Here is a 16768-nt window from a genome sequence, read left to right on the forward strand (position 1 = left end):
GCGATCGCGCTGAGCAGAGCCGAGCGTCGCGAGGCTCAACTTGAGGGGAGTTCCTGACATGCACTCCACACCCCGCTTCCTGCAGGGCGTCTTCGCTTTCGAGGGCAAGGGCCTGGACCGGCCGTCCCTGCTGGACGCCGCGCTGAGCTGGACCGTTCCGGCCGGCTCGAACGGGCAGGCCGTCTACTTCCGTGGCGGCAACGCGGCCGCCGAGCTGATCTGCGTCGTCCTGGTACGCGACGGCGAGCCGATGCGCTACTTCCCGGTCGGCGCCAAGGGCGATGTCCACGTGCCACTGCGGGTTCTGGAGGACCTGCCCGGCGGCACCACCGTCGAGCTCTGGCTCGCCGCCCCGGCCGGCGTCTCCGGAACCGCGATCGTCGACCTCGGACTGGTGGAGATCTGATGACCGAACGCCTGGTAGTGATCGGCAACGGGATGGCCGGCGCCCGTACCGTCGAGGAGATCCTCGCCCGCGACGGCGACTTCACCGTGACGATGTTCGGCGACGAGCCGTACGGCAACTACAACCGGATCATGCTCTCCAACCTGCTGGCCGGGGTGGAGACCGAGGATGGCATCTTCCTCAACGACCTGGCCTGGTACGCCGACAACGGCATCACCCTGCACGCCGGCACCAAGATCGAACGGATCGACCGGTTCGCCAAGGTGGTCTACGCGACCGACGGCACGGCCACCCCGTACGACAAGCTGATCATCGCGACCGGCAGCAGCGCCTGGGTCCCGCCGATCAAGGGCATCAACAACCCGCACCGCGGTTACCACCAGGGCGTTTTCGCCTTCCGTACGCTCGACGACACCCGCGGCATGATCCGTTATGCCCGGGACCACGAGCGGGCCGTGGTGATCGGTGGTGGCCTGCTCGGTCTGGAGGCGGCCCGCGGCCTGCAGAACCACGTCAGCCACGTGACGCTGCTGCACGCCATGGGCCACCTGATGAACACCCAGCTGGACGAGAAGGCCGGCGCGATGCTGCGCGACAGCGTCGAGAACAAGCTCGGCATCGACGTCATCGTCAACGCGATGACCAGCGAGATCCTCGGCAAGGACCGGGTCACCGGGGTGAAGCTCGGCGACGGCACGGTCATCGACTGCGACGTCGTGGTGGTCGCCGCCGGCATCCGGCCGAACACCCAGGTGGCGGCGAACAGCGACCTCACCGTCGAGCGCGGCATCGTGGTCGACGACCACATGCGCGCCGAGGGCGAGGAGGACATCTACGTCGTCGGCGAGTGCGCCCAGCACCGCGGGTCGCTGTACGGCCTGGTCGCCCCGCTGTGGGACCAGGCGAAAGTCCTCGCCGACCACATCACCGGCCGCGACCTCACCGCCGCCTATCACGGGTCGAAGCTGTCCACGAAGCTCAAGGTCGCCGGCATCGACGTCGCCTCGATGGGTCTCAAGGAACCGGAGACCGACGACGACGAGGTGATCGTCTACAACGAACCCCGCAAGGGCGTCTACAAGCAGATCATCATCCGCGACGGGATCCTGGTCGGCGCGACGCTGGTCGGCGACAACCGCAAGGCGGCCGGCCTGATCCAGGCGTTCGACCGGGGTACGCCGCTGCCGGACGAGCGCGCCGAACTGCTCTTCGACATCGGCGGACCGGCCGGGGAGATCACGCCGGAGGAGATGCCGGACGACGCCCAGGTCTGCAACTGCAACGGCGTCAGCAAGGGCGCGATCTGCGGTGTGGTCAGCGACGGCTGCAAGACCGTCGGCGGTGTCATGGAGAAGACCCGGGCCGGCAAGGGCTGCGGCACCTGCAAGCCGCTGGTCCAGCGGATCGTCGAGTGGGCGGCCGGTGGCGAGGTCGAGGAGGACCCGGCGGCGTCGTGGTACGTCCCGGGCGTACCGATGCCGAAGCCGGAGCTGATGGCCGCGATCCGGAAGTACGAGCTCAAGAGCGTCTCGTCGGTCTTCATGAAGCTGGTACCCGGCGGCGAGCACGACGCCAAGAGCAAGATGGGCCTCGCCTCCCTGCTCAAGATGATGTGGGCCGACGAGTACGTCGACGAGCGCGACGCCCGCTTCATCAACGACCGGGTGCACGGCAACATCCAGCGTGACGGCACGTTCTCGGTGGTGCCGCAGATGAAGGGCGGCGTCACCACCCCGGCCCAGCTGCGACGGATCGCCGAGGTGGCCGAGAAGCACCAGGTCCCGATGGTCAAGCTCACCGGCGGCCAGCGCATCGACCTGCTCGGCATCCCGAAGGAGAAGCTGCCGGAGATCTGGGCCGACCTGGACATGCCCTCCGGGTACGCGTACGCGAAGAGCTTCCGCACGGTGAAGACCTGTGTCGGCTCGGACTTCTGCCGGTTCGGTGTCGGTGACTCGACCGCCCTCGGCATCGCCCTGGAGGAGCGCTATCAGGGCCTCGAAGGCCCCGGCAAGATGAAACTGGCGGTGACGGGCTGCCCGCGGAACTGCGCTGAGGCGTACGTAAAAGATCTTGGTGTTGTCGCGATCGACGGTGGCAAGTGGGAGATCTACGTGGGCGGCGCCGCAGGCGCGCACATCCGCAAGGGTGACCTGCTCACCACGGTCGAGACGGCCGAAGAGGTGATCCGGCTGACCGGGCGGTTCCTGCAGTACTACCGGGAGAACGCGAACTGGCTGGAACGGACGTACACGTTCGTTCCGCGGATCGGCGTCGACCGGATCCGGGAGATCGTGGTCGACGACGCGGACGGTATCGCTGCTGCTCTCGACGCCGCTGTCGAAGAGGCCGTGCAGGCCTACAAGGACCCCTGGAAGGAGCGGGCCGAGCCGGCCACGCCCGGCCAGTTCCGCACCTCGCTTCCGCTGATCGTCCTCCCTCAGGTTCCGGTGCGCTCATGACCGTCTCCGTCTTCAAGATCCTCGGCCCGGTCAGCGACATCCCGCTCGGCGAAGGACGGTCCTACACCGTCGACGGGCACATGATCGCCGTCTTCCGGCTGCGCGACGGCTCCCTGCGCGCGGTCGACGCGGTCTGCCCGCACAAGGGTGGCCCGCTCGCCGACGGGCAGATCGACAACAAGGTCGTCGTCTGCCCCTTGCACCTCAACGCGTGGAACCTCGCCACCGGGTGTTCCCAGTCCGGCCAGCCCCCGTTAGCTGTCTACCCGGTGCGGGTCGACGGCGACCAGATCGTACTGGGAGATTGACATGACAACTGTTCTTGAGCGGCCGTCGGCGAGAAGTATCAGCGGCCACTGGATCGACGACTGGCGCCCCGAGGACCGCGAGTTCTGGGACAACGGCGGCTCCGCGATCGCGAAACGCAACCTGATCTTCTCGATCTTCTCCGAGCACATCGGCTTCTCCGTCTGGACACTCTGGTCGGTGCTGGTGCTGTTCCTCGGCCCCGCCTATGGCATCGATCCGGCTCAGAAGTTCCTGCTCACGGCCGTACCCACGCTGTTCGGCGCCGGGTTGCGGATCCCGTACACCTTCGCGGTGGCCCGCTTCGGTGGCCGCAACTGGACCATCATCAGCGCATCCTTGCTGCTCATCCCGTCGATCGCGGCCGCCTTCCTGATCAAGCCGGGCGTCTCGTTCTCCACCTTGCTGATCTTGGCGGCTTTGGCGGGCGTCGGCGGCGGCAACTTCGCCTCCTCGATGGCGAACATCAACGCCTTCTACCCGGACCGTCTCAAGGGCTGGGCGCTCGGCATCAACGCCGGTGGCGGCAACCTCGGCGTGGCAGCGGTCCAGCTGGTCGGCCTCTTCGTCCTCGCCACGTTCGGCGCCGGCTCGCCCGGCATCGTCGCCGGCATCTACATCCCGCTGATCGTGATCGCGGCGGCCGGCTCGGCGATCTACATGGACAACCTCTCCCAGGCCCGTAACGAGAAGCGCGGCATGCGCGACGCCGCGAAAGAGGGCCACGCCTGGGTCATGTCACTGCTCTACATCGGCACGTTCGGCTCGTTCATCGGCTTCGGCTTCGCGTTCGGCCAGGTGCTTCAGGTGCAGTTCGCCGAGCAGTTCAACACCCCGATCAAGGCCGCGTACCTCACCTTCCTCGGCCCGCTGCTCGGCTCCCTGATCCGCCCGCTCGGCGGCGCGCTCGCCGACAGACTCGGCGGCGCCCGCGTGACGTTCGTGAACTTCATCGCGATGGCGATCGGCGCCTCGATCGTCCTCATCGCGGCCCAGCAACGATCCCTGCCGCTCTACATCGTCGGATTCATTACGCTGTTCGTCCTGAGCGGCCTCGGCAACGGCTCCACGTACAAAATGATCCCCGGCATCTTCCGCCAGAAATACGCCGGCGACGAACACCAGGCCCGCCGCATCTCCGGCGCCGTCATCGGCATCGCCGGCGCGGTAGGCGCGGTAGGCGGCGTCCTGGTCAACCTGGCCTTCCGCCAGTCGTTCCTGACATACAAGGACGCCGATGCCGCCTACGTGGCATTCATCGCCTTCTACCTGCTCTGCGTAGCGGTCACCTGGGCGGTCTACCTCCGCCCCGCCGCCCGCACCACCATCGCGGTCTAAAACCTTCTTCGGTACGCCCAACGGCCTCCCGCTTCCACCACAGCGGGAGGCCGCACCGCATGCAAGGGCATCGCAAGATCCCCCGATCGTGGCAGCGCGTCGCCGTGATCGTTTTGGACTAGATCATATGATTCTCTTTGTCCGAAAAAGCCCTTTCTTGTGGAAAGGTGATTCGCATGAAGAAATTGACGCGCGCACTCGCCATGTCGGGTGTGGCAGTCGCCGCCGGCGTGACCATGGCCGCCGGCCCGGCGGCCGCGTCCACCGGCTCCGCCGCTTCGCAGTCGGGCCCGTCCGCCGACACCGCGAAGTCCGCGGCGAAGACGGATGCCCGTCCGCGCCGCGAGCGTATCTACGACTACTACCGCAGCCCGCGGACCTGCCACAAGGTAGGCCGCTCCGGGGTGTGGGAGGACCGCTGGGAGCGGTACTCCTGCTTCCCGGTCAACGGCTTCCACCGAGGCGGCTGGGCCCTGAAGGTCTACTACGGCTGGGGCGGCGGCCACGGCCACGGAGGCCCCGGCGGTCACGGCCCGCACGGCCATGGCGGTCCGGGCGGTCCGGGCGGTCCGGGCGGCTTCGATGGCCCGGGCGGCTGGAAGAAGAACTGACCCACCACACATGAACGACCGAGGGCCGCACCTTCGCTTCAGGGTGCGGCCCTCGGCCTGTATCCAGGTGCCCAGGCCCACGGTGTGCTCCCATCCGCCCGAGTCATTGGCTCATCGTGCGCGTTCAGCCAGCCTGGAGGACCGCGCCAGTCGGCTCCGGCCGGCGGGTCAGTCGGGTGTGTCGACTTCGGGTTCGATAGGCCCCCAAAGTCGACACGCACACCGCGATGTGCCTGTCCGTGTCGACTTCGGGTTGGATGCGCGCCCAAAGTCGACACGCATCGGCGGGGCACTTAGGGCGTGTTCCCTCCGGCCTTGCCGGGCGAAAGCCGAAACTGGCCGTCGGGTGGGCCGACATCCTGGGCGAGCCGTAGCTCGGATAGGTCATCGGACTCCTATCAGGTGTCTGAGCTACGGCTGCCGGGCCCGAGCCGTAGGCCAGCTAGGTAATCGCAGCCTCATGACATGTCTGAGCTACGGCTCACATCGGCGTCCACGTGATCTTGTGAGTTTGAGGCTGACGCGACGGCACAAACTCACAAGATTGATGGGCGCGGCCTCGCGACGCGGCAATCTCGTGAGCTTGCGGCACCCGGCCCGGCACCCGGCCCAGCGCCCGCAAGGCCATGCGGCGAACGGTGCGCTTTCGGCGGCCGATCGTGGCGGGTGCAGGCTGCCATACGGGCAGAAGTCGCCACGATTGCGTCAAAGTGCAGAGCGATGGCGGCGGGCGAGGACGCAGCGAGCGGCGGCGACGGTGGGGGCGCGGGGAAGCAGCGGCCGCGGCGACGTTGGGGGCGCGGGGAAGCAGCGGCCGCGCCGACGTTGGGGCGAGGTGGCGGCGACAGCGGGGGACTTTGGGGGTGGACAGCGGTTACACAGCGTATGCAAAAAATGCGGTCATAACTTGACGCTGCGGTTCGTCCGGGCCGCCGGGGGAGCCGGTCGGTCGACGCCTCCGTGTGTATTCATGCCCCTGGAGGCGTCATGGCCGAAACCAGACCGGCTGGTCGCGACCGGTACTTCGATCTGCTGAGAGTGCTCGCGATCGCCCGTGTCTCGGTCTTCCACATGTTCCCGTATGCCGTACTCGAACTCGCCTTTCCATCGATGGGCGTGATGTTCGCTCTGGCGGGCTCGCTCATGGCGAATTCGCTCGATCGGTCACCCTCCGCGTTCAAGGTCCTGCGCGGCCGCCTGCGGCGGCTGCTTCCCGCGTTGTGGGTTCTGGGAGCGGTTCTGGTTCCGGCGATGTTTTTGTACGGGTGGCCGGAGCGCCCGCCGCTGTGGCACCTGATCGCCTGGATCGTGCCGTTCGTCGACCCGCCGTCCAGTGCTTTCGGCACGCAGGCCACCGAGGTTCTGTGGTACCTCGTGACGTACCTGTGGCTGGTTGCGCTCTCGCCGGTGATGCTGTGGCTGTACCGCAAGGCCCGGCTGGCGTCGATCGTCGCGCCGATCGTGGTCCTCGCGGTGCTCGCGATCCACCCGATCTGGCCCTCGAACGACAACGTCGAGGAGGTCGCGACCAACATTCTGATGTACGCGGCCTGCTGGATGCTCGGTTTCGCCCACCGCGACGGCTCGCTGCGCAAGATCCCGGGTCTGCTCGTGACGGTGCTCGGCGCGACCCTGGTGACGGCCGGGCTGGCGTGGAGCTGGGCGCACCCGGACGCCGGCGGGATCAAGGAGATCCCGGTCGCGTACGCGGTCTACAGCGCCGGTTTCGTGATGTTCCTGCTGCGCTGGAAGCCGAACATGGCGTGGCTGACGAAGCGGCGCGGCCTGGACAAGTGGGTCACGATGATCAACGCCCGCGCGGTGACGATCTACCTGTGGAACAACGTCGCGATCGCGCTCTGCTACCCGGTCGGTGACGCCCTGGAGGTGTGGCGTTTCGGGAAGTTCTTCGAGGTCGGATACGTCGTGATCGCCCTCGCGCTGCTCGTCAACGCGGTGCTGATCTTCGGCTGGGTGGAGGACCTGGCAGCCCGCAAGAAGCTGCGTTTCCTGCCCTGGCCGGCGAGCCCCGCGCCGGCCGAGACGACAACGGCCGTCAAGCAGGAGCCGGCGAGCTCGAAGCCTGACCTGACCGCGACTGTGGTGGCACCGATGCCGCTGCAGCCGGTGCCGGCGCGGCAGACCCGCCCGGGGGCGCCCAGCGGGCGGGCCGCGGTAATGCAACGTCAGTAGAAAGGGCATCGATCGTCCAGCAGTGACGAATACCGTGCCGCACCAGGGCACGGTGGCAACGGGCCACGGACCGGCGGTTTCCCAGCGCGATCGGGAAGCCGCCGGTCCGGTCCGCGTACAGGGCCAGCAGGATGGCGTGCGCCGGGTCGACGCCGGGCAGCGACTGCCAGATCGCCGAGACCGTCGAGTCGAGGGTGTGGTCGCGGTCGCCGCCGAGAATCACGGCGTGCTCACCGCCGTCGTCCAGCGGGTACGGCGGTGGCGCGTCCAGGTCCCGCTGGAGCAGCGGCCACAGGCCGCTGACGAGTTTCGGCACGTCGAAGTGAGGGCGGAAGTCGATGCCTCCGGGTCGATGAGATACACCTGCGGGGGAGTCGGTGCCGGAGAACAGGTAGCCCATCTGGCGGTCCAGCTCGCTGAGGCTCTCGGCGGCGTGGACCACGTTGGCGAACATGCCGAGGGCGTGCCGGGACCGCAGGCGGCGCTTGATCCGGCGTACCTTCTCGAAAGCGTCGTCACCGCTGACCAGGACCGCCTCGGCGTCGTCGGTGGTGAGGTATCGGTCGAGGAAGGCGCGGGCCAGGACGTGTCCGTCGTCGGTGTACTCCGACCAGAGGTACCGCACGTCGGCGGGTGTGAGCCGGATCCGCCGCCGTTCCTCGACGCGCAGGCCGGCCTCGCTGATCAGCCGCAACGCCTCCGCGGTGATGCCCAGGCGCAGGCAGTCGGGCTTGAGCAGGAGAAAGGCCGTTATCGCGAGCTCCTCGGTCCATGGTTTCGAAATCCCATGGTAGAGACCGTGGTTGTCAACGAGGTGCCGGCGCGGTGGTGGCTCGGGTGACGAGGTGCGTCGGCAGGCGCACACCCGCCGAGCGGGCGCCGGTCAGCACCTCGACGGCGAGGACGCCCTTGTCGGCGAGCGGCTGCCGGACCGTGGTGAGCGGGGGATCGGTGCGGCTCGCCTCGGGGATGTCGTCGAACCCGATGACCGACAGGTCCCGGGGCACCGCGACGCCCATGGTCGCGGCCGTCCGCAGCACACCCCGGGCCAGCTCGTCGGTCATCGCGAGCACCCCGGTCACGCCGCTTGCCAGCAGGGCGCGGGTCGCCGGTACGGCATGCTCGGGCGTGCCGCCGCCGCACTCCCAGATCCACGGGTGCTCGGGCAGCGGCGCGAGATATCCGGTGAGGCGTTCCCGGGCGACCTGATAGGTGGTGGCGGCGAGGCGTTCCGGGTCGGCCGGGCCCTGCCGGTCGCCCGGGGTGAGCCGGTCGACGAGCACGCCGATCCGGCGGTGGCCCAGCTCCAGCAGGTGCCGGGCGGCCAGTTCGGCGCCGCCCCGGTCGTCGACGCCGAGGAACATCCAGTCGTCGCCGTTCGGCGGCGCCGGCTCGTCCACGACGACCAGGGGGATGTCGCGGCGGAGGGCGGCCAGGAACCCGGGGTTGCCGGCGGCGACCGAGTAGACGAGGAAACCGTCGACCAGGGCGCTGCGCGCCGCGAGGTCCTCGGTGGTGCGCGGTGCCGGGAGCAGCGTCAGCCCGAGCGCGGACGCCTGCCCGGCACGGGCCACGCCCTGCAGGAACAGCAGCGCGGCCGGGTCGGTCAGCGCGTGGGCGAGGTCCTCGTCGAAGAGCACGCCGAGCGCCCCGGCCTGCCGCCGCACGAGCCCGGCGGCGAGTGGATCGGGACCCTGGTAACCCATCTCGGCCGCCGTGTCGAGGATCCGCCGGCGCAGCTGCTCACTGAGCTTGGCGGGCCGGTTGTACGCGTTCGACACCGTCGTGTGCGAGACGCCGAGGGCGTGTGCCACGTCTCGCAGGGTCACTGCCATCCGGCTAGTTTACCGGTAAACTCGATGTTTACCGGTAAACCATGGGAGGCGCGATGCGACAGGCTCGACTCGCGGTGACGCTGGCGTTCATCACGAACGGCCTGCTCTTCGGCACGTGGACACCACGAATACCGGCGGTTCAGGACACGCTGGGCCTCGGCGAGGGCCTGCTCGGCCTGGCGTTGCTCGCGCCCGCGCTGGGATCGGTCGGATCGATGATGATGACCGGCCTGCTCGTGCAGCGGTTCGGCGCCGGCCGGGTGATGACCTGCGCGCTGACCGGGTTCTCGGTCACCCTGCCGCTGATCGGATTCGCCCCGTCATTGCCGTGGTTGTTCGCCGCGCTCCTGGTCTGGGGAGCGGCGATGGGATCGCTCGATGTCGCGATGAACGCCGCCGGCCTGGGAGTGCAGCGAGGGTACGGAAGACCGGTGCTCTCCGGGTTCCACGCGGCCTTCAGCGCCGGCGGGCTGATCGGCGCGCTACTGGGCTCGGTGGCCGCCGGTGCGGACGTGCCGGTGGCGAAGCACCTGGTCATCGCCGGAGTACTCGGCCTGCTGGTGACGCTCGCCGTGGCGCGAACCCCGGTGCCAAACCCCGGCGGCCCCGGCGACCCCGGCGGCCCTGGTGACTCCGGCGATTCCAGAGAACCCGGCGCCGGGCGGCTGCTCCGCAACCCCGCGCTCGCCCTGCTCAGCCTGCTCGCCTTCGCCGGCCTGCTGGCCGAGGGCGCCACCGCTGACTGGAGCGCGGTCTACCTCAGCGACTCCCTCGGGGCCTCGCCCGGACTCGCGGGCGCCGGCTTCGTCGCGTTCAGCGTGACCATGACCGTCGGCCGGCTCGTCGGCGATCGGGTGGTGGCCGCGTTCGGCCCGGTCACGACCGTACGATGGGCTGCCTCGACGGCTGCCCTGGCTCTCGCCGCCGCACTTCTGGCAGGGAGCACCTGGGCCGCGCTCGCGGGTTTCGCCCTGCTCGGCGCCGGCCTGGCGACGCTGGTGCCGGTGATCTTCACGGCGGCGGCGCAGCGGACGCCGACGCCGGCCACCGCTGTCGCCGCCGTCTCCACCTGTGGTTATCTCGGGTTCATCGCGGGGCCGCCGTTGATCGGCGGGTTCGCCTCGCTGACCAGCCTCAGCGGCGCGCTCTGGCTGGTGGTGGCGCTGACCGCGGTCGTCGCCGTGCTCGCGCCGGTCACCGCGGTCCGGTCAGGCGAACGTGTGGCCGACCGTGCGTAACGCCTCGTCCCAGGCCTTGTCGTCCTCGGCGGTGACCATCTTGATCTCCAGAGCGAGGATCCAGCGATGGTGGTCCGGCCATCCGTACGCGTACCGCCAGTGCACGCCGCCGCCGCAGGTCCACTCGCCCTGGGTGCCGGTCAGGCCGAGCCGGTCGAGGCGGAACTCGCTGCGGCCGGCGGCGGTGCAGCCCTTCGGGCCGAAGTACTGCGCCATGTAGTCCGGTGTGAACTTCCCCTGTGCGACGACCTTGCTGGAGATGCCGGCGAAGAGGCCGGGTACGGCGGCGTCGGTGAACCAGTCGGAGACGTTGGGCGAGGCGTTCATGCCGGGGCCGACGTTGACCTCGTTGAAGAACGGGTTCTGGCCGGGGTGCCAGCCGTTGCCCCAGTGCTGGCTCCAGGTGGCGGGCACGTCGACAGAGAGCTTGCCGGTGTCGTCGGTGATCCGCACGAAAGCGACAGCGGCCTCAGCCGCGGCCGCCGGCGCCTTCTTCTCCGGCGTGGTGATGATCAAACCGATGCCGAGTGAGGCGATGAGGACGGCCATCGCCACGCCGAGCACCGCCGCTCGTCTGCGGCGTCGGGCCGGGCGGACGCCGGTGCTGTCGGCGGCCACCGCCTTGTCCAGGCTGACCAGCCAATCACCGGCGGACGGCTGCCGGCTGGCCGGCTGCGGATCGAGTCCGGAAAGGATCGTCGCGCGGACCGCGGGTCCCACCGGCAACGAATGCGCCGAACCGGCACCCGGCGGGCGGCCGGTCAGGATGCGGGTGAGCAGGGCGCTGCACGCGTACACATCGGCACGTTCGTCGACGGCGGCCGCCGCGTCCGACTGCTCCGGCGCCATGTACCCGGGTGTGCCGGCCGGCAGGCTGATCCCACTGGCCCGGATCGTCAGGTCCTTGGCCAGGCCGAAATCGCCGAGGACCAGGCGCTCGTCGGCCGCGATGAGAGGCTCGGCGCCACCGAGCGACGAATCCGCCTCGGAGAAGATCAGCAGGTTGCCCGGCTTCACGTCGCGGTGCACCACCCCGGCCTCGTGCACCCGGCGCAGGGCCAGTGCCACATCACGGGCCACGGCGTACGCGGCCGAGGCCGGAATCTGCTCGCCGGCCAGCGCCGCGAGCCGGTCCTCCAGGGTGCCCCGGTCGGCGTACGGCATCACGAAGTACGGCCGCCCGTCCGGCAGCTCGCCGATGTCGTGCACCGCGACCAGCCGCGCCCCGCCGAGCCGGCGCAGCAGCCGGGCCTCGTTGAGGAAGCGTTCCCGCACGTCCTCGTCGTCCGACCAGCGCCGCGCCAGCACCTTGATCGCGACCGGTGACTCCAGCTCCTCGTCGATCGCGAGGAACACCTCGGCGAAGGCACCCTCGCCGAGCCGGCGGCCCACCCGGTATCGGCCGATGAATTCGATCTCCATCATGGAATCGGGCCTCTCATTCTCGGGTAGGCGCCTTGTATACCATTCCGGAATGTCGTCTCCCCCCGACCGATCACCCGATCGGAGCGACCTTCAGGAATTGGCGCTGCGGGCGGCAGCCGGTTCCCGCCAAGATCTGCAGGAGTTGCTTTCCGAAATCCATTCGCGTCGTCTCGCGTACCCGGGCGCCCGCCGGGTTCTGGCCGACCCGGCCGACGTCGACGACGCCGTGCAGGAGACCCTGATCGCTGTGGCGCGGGGGATCGGCACGTTCCAGGCGCGGGCGCGTTTCACCACGTGGCTGCACCGGATCGCGTACCACGCGGCCCTGGAGGTGCTGCGCCGCAAGACCCGCGTGGGTACGCCGAGCGAGGACGTTCCGGAGCCGGCCGGAACGCTGCGCCGGATGAGCTCGGTGGCGGCCACCAGGATGGACGTGGAGAACGCGCTGCGCCGATTACCGGCCGAATATCAAGAGGCGTTACGGCTGCGCGAGTGGGACCAGCAATCGTACGAAGAGATCGCCGAACGGCTGAACCTCCCGATCGGCACGGTCCGCTCCCGAATTTCCCGGGCCCGCCGCCTCGTCGCCGTTTACCTGAACCTCATTCCGAAATAGAGCACGGCGGACATGGACACTGGGAGGGTGACTACTTCGCGCGTACCCACGTGGTTTGTTGTTGCCTCGCGCCTGCGTGGGCTGGGGCTCGCTGTCGGGCCGGGGCTGATCGTCGGTGCGTTTCTGCTCAATCTGGTGGCTGATCCGCCGCCGGCGCTGATTGTCGGGCTCACCTTCGGCGGGGCGGTGCCGCTCGCTCTCGGGCTGGCGGCCGCCTATTGGCCCGGGGTTCCGCGGATCGAGCCGATCGAGGTGGGCTCGCCGGTGCGCGGGCGGTGGGTGGCGATCAACAGTCCGGCGTCCAAAAAGCCCAGTCACGGCACCAACGGGTACGGGCAGACCTTCGCGATCGATCTGATCCACGAGCCGGAGCCGGGTGGGCGGCCGGTGTTCGGGGAGGGTGATGGTTTTCGGTCACCGGGGGGCTATCCGGGGTTCGGGCAGCCGGTGTACGCGCCGTCCGAGGGGACCGTGGTCCGGGTGCATGACAGCGCCCGTGACCACCGGAGTCGTAACTCGTGGGCGGCCTATTTCTATCTGATCGCCGAGGGGATGGTCCGGGAGTTCGGCGGGCCGAAGCTGCTGCTCGGCAATCACGTGATCCTGGATACCGGCGACGGGATCCACGCGGTGCTCGCTCACCTCAAAATAGGCTCTATATCCGTTAAAGTCGGGCAGGAAGTCACCGCGGGGCAGGAGATTGGACAGTGTGGGAACTCCGGCAACTCCAGCGAGCCACATCTGCACTTCCAGCTCATGGACTCGCCACGCCCGATGTTCGCCGCAGGACTGCCCTTCCACATGAAAAACGAACAGATGAAAGACGACACCCCGGCCACCGGCGAAGCCCGGATATTCCACTAGACCCGGATTGGGTTAGGCTCGCCTAACTCGAAGAAACAGGGTGAAGATGGCGCAGCCGGAATCGCTGGCGGAGTTGCTCAACGGGCGGCGGGCGGCCGTCGACGCGTCGCTGCCGCCGGTCGGATTCGTGGCCGGCTACCTGATCAGTGACGGGTCGATCTGGGCCGGGACCGGCGCCGCCGTGGTCTTCGCCCTCGCGCTGTCGGCGTGGCGGGTCCGGCGTGGTGACAAGCCCCGCGCTGTCGTGATCGGTCTGCTCGGCGTCTGTGTGGCGGCGCTGATCGCGCTCTACACCGGCCGGGCCGAGGACTTCTTCCTGATCCAGCTGTTCAGCAACACGGCGAGTGCGCTCGTGTGGATCGTCAGCATTCTGGTCCGGTGGCCGCTGCTCGGACTCGTGGTCGGCGGCGTGCTCAAGCAGCGGACACGGTGGCGGCGCGATCCGGCCCTCGTTCGGGCGTACCAAAGAGGCAGTTGGGTCTGGGTTTTGCAGTATGTGATCCGGGTTGCGGTTTTTCTCCCGCTCTATCAGGCCGGGCGGGCCGCTGAGCTGGGGATCGCGCGGGTGGCGCTGAGCTGGCCGCTGGTGGCCGCGTGCCTCGCGGTGAGCTGGTGGGTCATCCAGCGCAACCTGCCGGAGGGGCATCCCGGCTTGCGTCATCCGCAGGATCAGGAGACCGTGAAGGCCTGATGGCAAACGACAACTCCGCCAAGCTGGCCGTTCTGATCGACGCCGACAACGCGCAGGCGGCGATCGTCGACGGTCTGCTCGCGGAGGTCGCGAAGTACGGCACGGCGCACGTGAAACGCGCGTTCGGCGACTGGACCGGCACGAGCCTGCGCAGCTGGAAAGAGCAGCTGCTGGCGCAGTCGATCCAGCCGATCCAGCAGTTCTCCTACACGGTCGGCAAGAACGCCACCGACTCCGCGATGATCATCGACGCGATGGACCTGCTCTACAGCGGCCGGTTCGACGGCTTCTGCATCGTCTCCAGCGACAGCGACTTCACCCGGCTCGCGTCGCGGATCCGTGAGTCGGGGCTGACGGTGTACGGGTTCGGCGAGCGCAAGACCCCGAAGCCGTTCGTGGCGGCCTGCGACAAGTTCATCTACACCGAGAACCTGGTGGAGCCCGCCGAGGTGACGCCGGTGATCGGTGAGCCGGCCGCCGCGCCGGCACCGAGCACGGCCCAGCTGCGCGGCGACACCAGCCTGATGAACCTGATCCGCGCCGCCGTCGAGGCCGCCTCCGGTGACGACGGCTGGGCGCCGCTCGCCGCGGTCGGGCAGATCGTCACGAAACAGCGCTCCGACTTCGACCCGCGCAGTTATGGGTACGCGAAACTGGGCGGCCTGATCGGCGCGATCGGCCTGTTCGAGGTGGAGCGGCGCGAGCATGGCGACGGCAAGGCCGCGGTGATCTGGGTCAAAGACCGGCGGCGGCGCTATAAGACGCCGGCCGAGTGAGTTTCTGCTGGTAGAGGCGGGCGTCGGCGACCGCGTAGAGACTGTCGAACCCGTCTCCGTCGCGGCCCGCGATCGCCACGCCGATGCTGGCGCCGGTGCGTTCGGCGAGGGCGTCGCGCAACTCGGTCGCCACGGTGTCGGCGTTGCCGCTGACCAGCAGGACGAACTCGTCGCCTCCTAGTCTGCCGACGAGGTCGTCCGGGCGTACCGAAGTGCGCAGCGTCTGGGCCACCCAGCGTAGGAGATCGTCGCCGGCCGCATGGCCGTGCGCGTCGTTGAGCTGCTTGAACTTGTCCAGGTCGACGACGAGCAGCCCGGTGCCGGGATCGGCGGTGAACCGTTCCGCGAAGCCGCGCCGGTTCAGCACGCCGGTGAGCACGTCGACGCGGGCGAGGCGGGTCAGCATCCGGCGCTGGCGGGCGGCGGCGCGACCCTGGACCGCACAGGCGAACGAGGTCGCGGCGGTCCCGAACAGGTTCAGCGCGACATACCACGGGTTCGGGTCGCCGACCGTTGTGGCGACCAGCGTGTAAAGGCCCGCCGCCAGGACCGCGACCGGCACCGCGACGCTGGTCCGCATGCCGAACACGAGCAGCGGGATGGACAGCAGCATGCCGACGCCGAGCGGGCCGTCCACGCCTCCGTCGAGGGCGGCGATCGCGGCGCAACTCAGGAACGAGCTGGTCGCGAACGCGAGCATCAGCGGACGCGCGGCCCTGGCCCGGCTCAGCCAATCGGCACTGGCGACCACCGCGAGGCCCGCGGCGAAACCCCAGACGCAGATCGCGGCCATCACCGCGCGATGATCATGATGCTCGGTGAAGAACCCGACGTAGACCAGCGCGATCAGGGTCTGCGCCATCGCCATCCAGCCGGGGTCAGCGATCGAATGGCGGCGGCGCTCACCCTTGGCGACTGTCGCCGCCGGGCCGTTTTCACTCATGTGGGTACGCGCGAACTCGACCTGTTGTTCGGTGGCCGCCTGCCGGACGTGAGCGGATTTATCCGCATAAAGTTTCGAATCAGCGGCGATCGACAGGCTGTCGGCATCGTCCGCGTCCGCCGGGAACGTTGCGAAACCCAGGCTCGACGGCGTGGCACCGGCCAGCCGCGCGCGGACCCGGGTGACGATCTCGGCGGCCTCGGCGGCATCCGTGCCGGGCAGCAGGATCGCGAACTCGTCGCCGCCCAGCCGGCCGACCGCGTCGGTGGCGCGTACCTCGGCCAGCAGCTCGTGACCCGCCCAGGCGAGCAGATCGTCGCCGGCCTGGTGACCGTAGGTGTCGTTCACGCTCTTGAAGTGGTCGAGGTCGAGCAGGACCAGCGTGGTCGTCCGGCCCTTTGCCAGCTCGGCGGCGACACGCTCGTCGAAACCCCGCCGATTGAGGCAGCCGGTCAGCGGGTCTGTCCGGGACGCGTGCGACAGGCGGCGGCGCAGCGACGCCAGAATGGTCGAGTGACGCAGGCACAGGACCGCCGCGGCGCCATAGGCGAGAAGGTGCACCATCGCATAGCCCGGCGGGGGCGGATCACCGAAAAAGACCAGGATTCCGTACGCGAGAACGCTCAGCACCGAGAACCCGAGGAACGCCCGGGGCGGCACGGTGATCGCCAGGAACACCGCCGAGGCGGGCAGGAGCGTGCCCAGCGGACCGGCCGCGCCGCCGTCGAGCAGCCCGAGGGCGGTGTCGCCGGCCAGGTTGATCAGGGCGCCGGTGAGCAACGGAACCCGCCACCAGATCCTGGACTCGCTCAGCCGGTTCGCGGCCAGCCATCCGCCGGTCGCGAAGAGCATCATGACCAGCACCACAACCAGCATCGGGGCACGGTTGGGGCCGTCCCAGGTACCCGCGAGATAGGCGCCACAGAGCAGCGCCGGAATGAAGCCATAGGCGGCGGCGACACGGATCGCGCGCCGGCGCCACTGGTTCATAGCGCTCCGATCGGCCGACCCTGGGTCGGGTTGAGGGTTCTGCACAGAGTTGCGGGGGCCCTGTACCGTCTGCT

14 protein-coding genes are annotated in these 16768 nt (G+C 69.1%); 11 read left to right on the forward strand and 3 right to left on the reverse strand.

Annotation, left to right across the window (positions count from 1 at the left end):
• Window positions 1-58: 58 nt before the first annotated feature.
• From B0I29_RS36345 to B0I29_RS36370, 6 genes are all read left to right on the forward strand, one after another.
• Window positions 59-406 carry a molybdopterin oxidoreductase gene (locus B0I29_RS36345; protein ID WP_111653682.1) on the forward strand — a complete coding sequence of 116 codons (348 nt, stop codon included), beginning with the start codon at window positions 59-61 and terminating at the stop codon, window positions 404-406.
• Window positions 406-2868 (forward strand): nitrite reductase large subunit NirB, encoded by a 2463-nt coding sequence (gene nirB / locus B0I29_RS36350; RefSeq protein ID WP_111653683.1) that lies wholly within the window; start codon window positions 406-408, stop codon window positions 2866-2868. Before B0I29_RS36345 ends, nirB begins: the two co-directional genes overlap by 1 nt.
• A complete protein-coding gene (locus B0I29_RS36355; protein ID WP_111653684.1) occupies window positions 2865-3176 on the forward strand; it encodes a Rieske (2Fe-2S) protein in 312 nt (103 codons plus the stop codon). The genes nirB and B0I29_RS36355 overlap by 4 nt, the downstream gene beginning before the upstream one ends.
• 1 nt (window position 3177) lies before the next feature.
• A complete protein-coding gene (locus B0I29_RS36360) occupies window positions 3178-4512 on the forward strand; it encodes an MFS transporter (protein WP_111653685.1) in 1335 nt (444 codons plus the stop codon).
• A gap of 176 nt (window positions 4513-4688) precedes the next feature.
• Window positions 4689-5123, forward strand: coding sequence for a hypothetical protein (locus B0I29_RS36365; RefSeq protein ID WP_146617009.1), 435 nt, complete (start codon window positions 4689-4691; stop codon window positions 5121-5123).
• A 987-nt stretch (window positions 5124-6110) separates the two neighbouring features.
• A complete protein-coding gene (locus tag B0I29_RS36370; RefSeq protein ID WP_111653687.1) occupies window positions 6111-7316 on the forward strand; it encodes an acyltransferase family protein in 1206 nt (401 codons plus the stop codon).
• Between the two features lie 806 nt (window positions 7317-8122).
• Here B0I29_RS36370 and B0I29_RS36380 read toward each other — a convergent pair.
• Entirely contained in the window at window positions 8123-9151 is a 1029-nt protein-coding gene (locus B0I29_RS36380) for a LacI family DNA-binding transcriptional regulator (protein ID WP_111653689.1), read from the reverse strand.
• A gap of 53 nt (window positions 9152-9204) precedes the next feature.
• Between B0I29_RS36380 and B0I29_RS36385 the strand changes: the two genes are divergently transcribed.
• A complete protein-coding gene (locus B0I29_RS36385; protein WP_181558154.1) occupies window positions 9205-10389 on the forward strand; it encodes an MFS transporter in 1185 nt (394 codons plus the stop codon).
• Here the strand turns inward: B0I29_RS36385 and B0I29_RS36390 are convergent.
• Window positions 10360-11814, reverse strand: coding sequence for a serine/threonine-protein kinase (locus tag B0I29_RS36390; protein ID WP_111653691.1), 1455 nt, complete (start codon window positions 11812-11814; stop codon window positions 10360-10362). The two genes, B0I29_RS36385 and B0I29_RS36390, sit on opposite strands and share 30 nt — an antisense overlap.
• A 49-nt stretch (window positions 11815-11863) precedes the next feature.
• Between B0I29_RS36390 and B0I29_RS36395 the strand changes: the two genes are divergently transcribed.
• From B0I29_RS36395 to B0I29_RS36410, 4 genes are read left to right on the forward strand one after another with little or no spacing between them, the layout of a single operon-like run.
• On the forward strand, window positions 11864-12430 hold the full coding sequence (locus B0I29_RS36395) for an RNA polymerase sigma factor (RefSeq protein WP_181558155.1): 567 nt from the start codon (window positions 11864-11866) through the stop codon (window positions 12428-12430).
• Window positions 12431-12457: 27 nt separating this feature from the next.
• Window positions 12458-13294 carry a M23 family metallopeptidase gene (locus tag B0I29_RS36400; protein WP_181558156.1) on the forward strand — a complete coding sequence of 279 codons (837 nt, stop codon included), beginning with the start codon at window positions 12458-12460 and terminating at the stop codon, window positions 13292-13294.
• Between the two features lie 46 nt (window positions 13295-13340).
• On the forward strand, window positions 13341-13985 hold the full coding sequence (locus B0I29_RS36405) for a DUF3159 domain-containing protein (RefSeq protein ID WP_111653735.1): 645 nt from the start codon (window positions 13341-13343) through the stop codon (window positions 13983-13985).
• Window positions 13985-14761 carry an NYN domain-containing protein gene (locus tag B0I29_RS36410; RefSeq protein WP_111653694.1) on the forward strand — a complete coding sequence of 259 codons (777 nt, stop codon included), beginning with the start codon at window positions 13985-13987 and terminating at the stop codon, window positions 14759-14761. Before B0I29_RS36405 ends, B0I29_RS36410 begins: the two co-directional genes overlap by 1 nt.
• On the opposite strand, the gene B0I29_RS47130 is transcribed toward B0I29_RS36410, so the two are convergent.
• Entirely contained in the window at window positions 14721-16694 is a 1974-nt protein-coding gene (locus tag B0I29_RS47130; RefSeq protein WP_181558157.1) for a GGDEF domain-containing protein, read from the reverse strand. The genes B0I29_RS36410 and B0I29_RS47130 overlap by 41 nt on opposite strands.
• Window positions 16695-16768 lie beyond the last annotated feature (74 nt).

The sequence above is a fragment of the Actinoplanes lutulentus genome (genome assembly GCF_003259845.1).
In the GTDB taxonomy this organism is placed as follows: domain Bacteria; phylum Actinomycetota; class Actinomycetes; order Mycobacteriales; family Micromonosporaceae; genus Actinoplanes; species Actinoplanes lutulentus.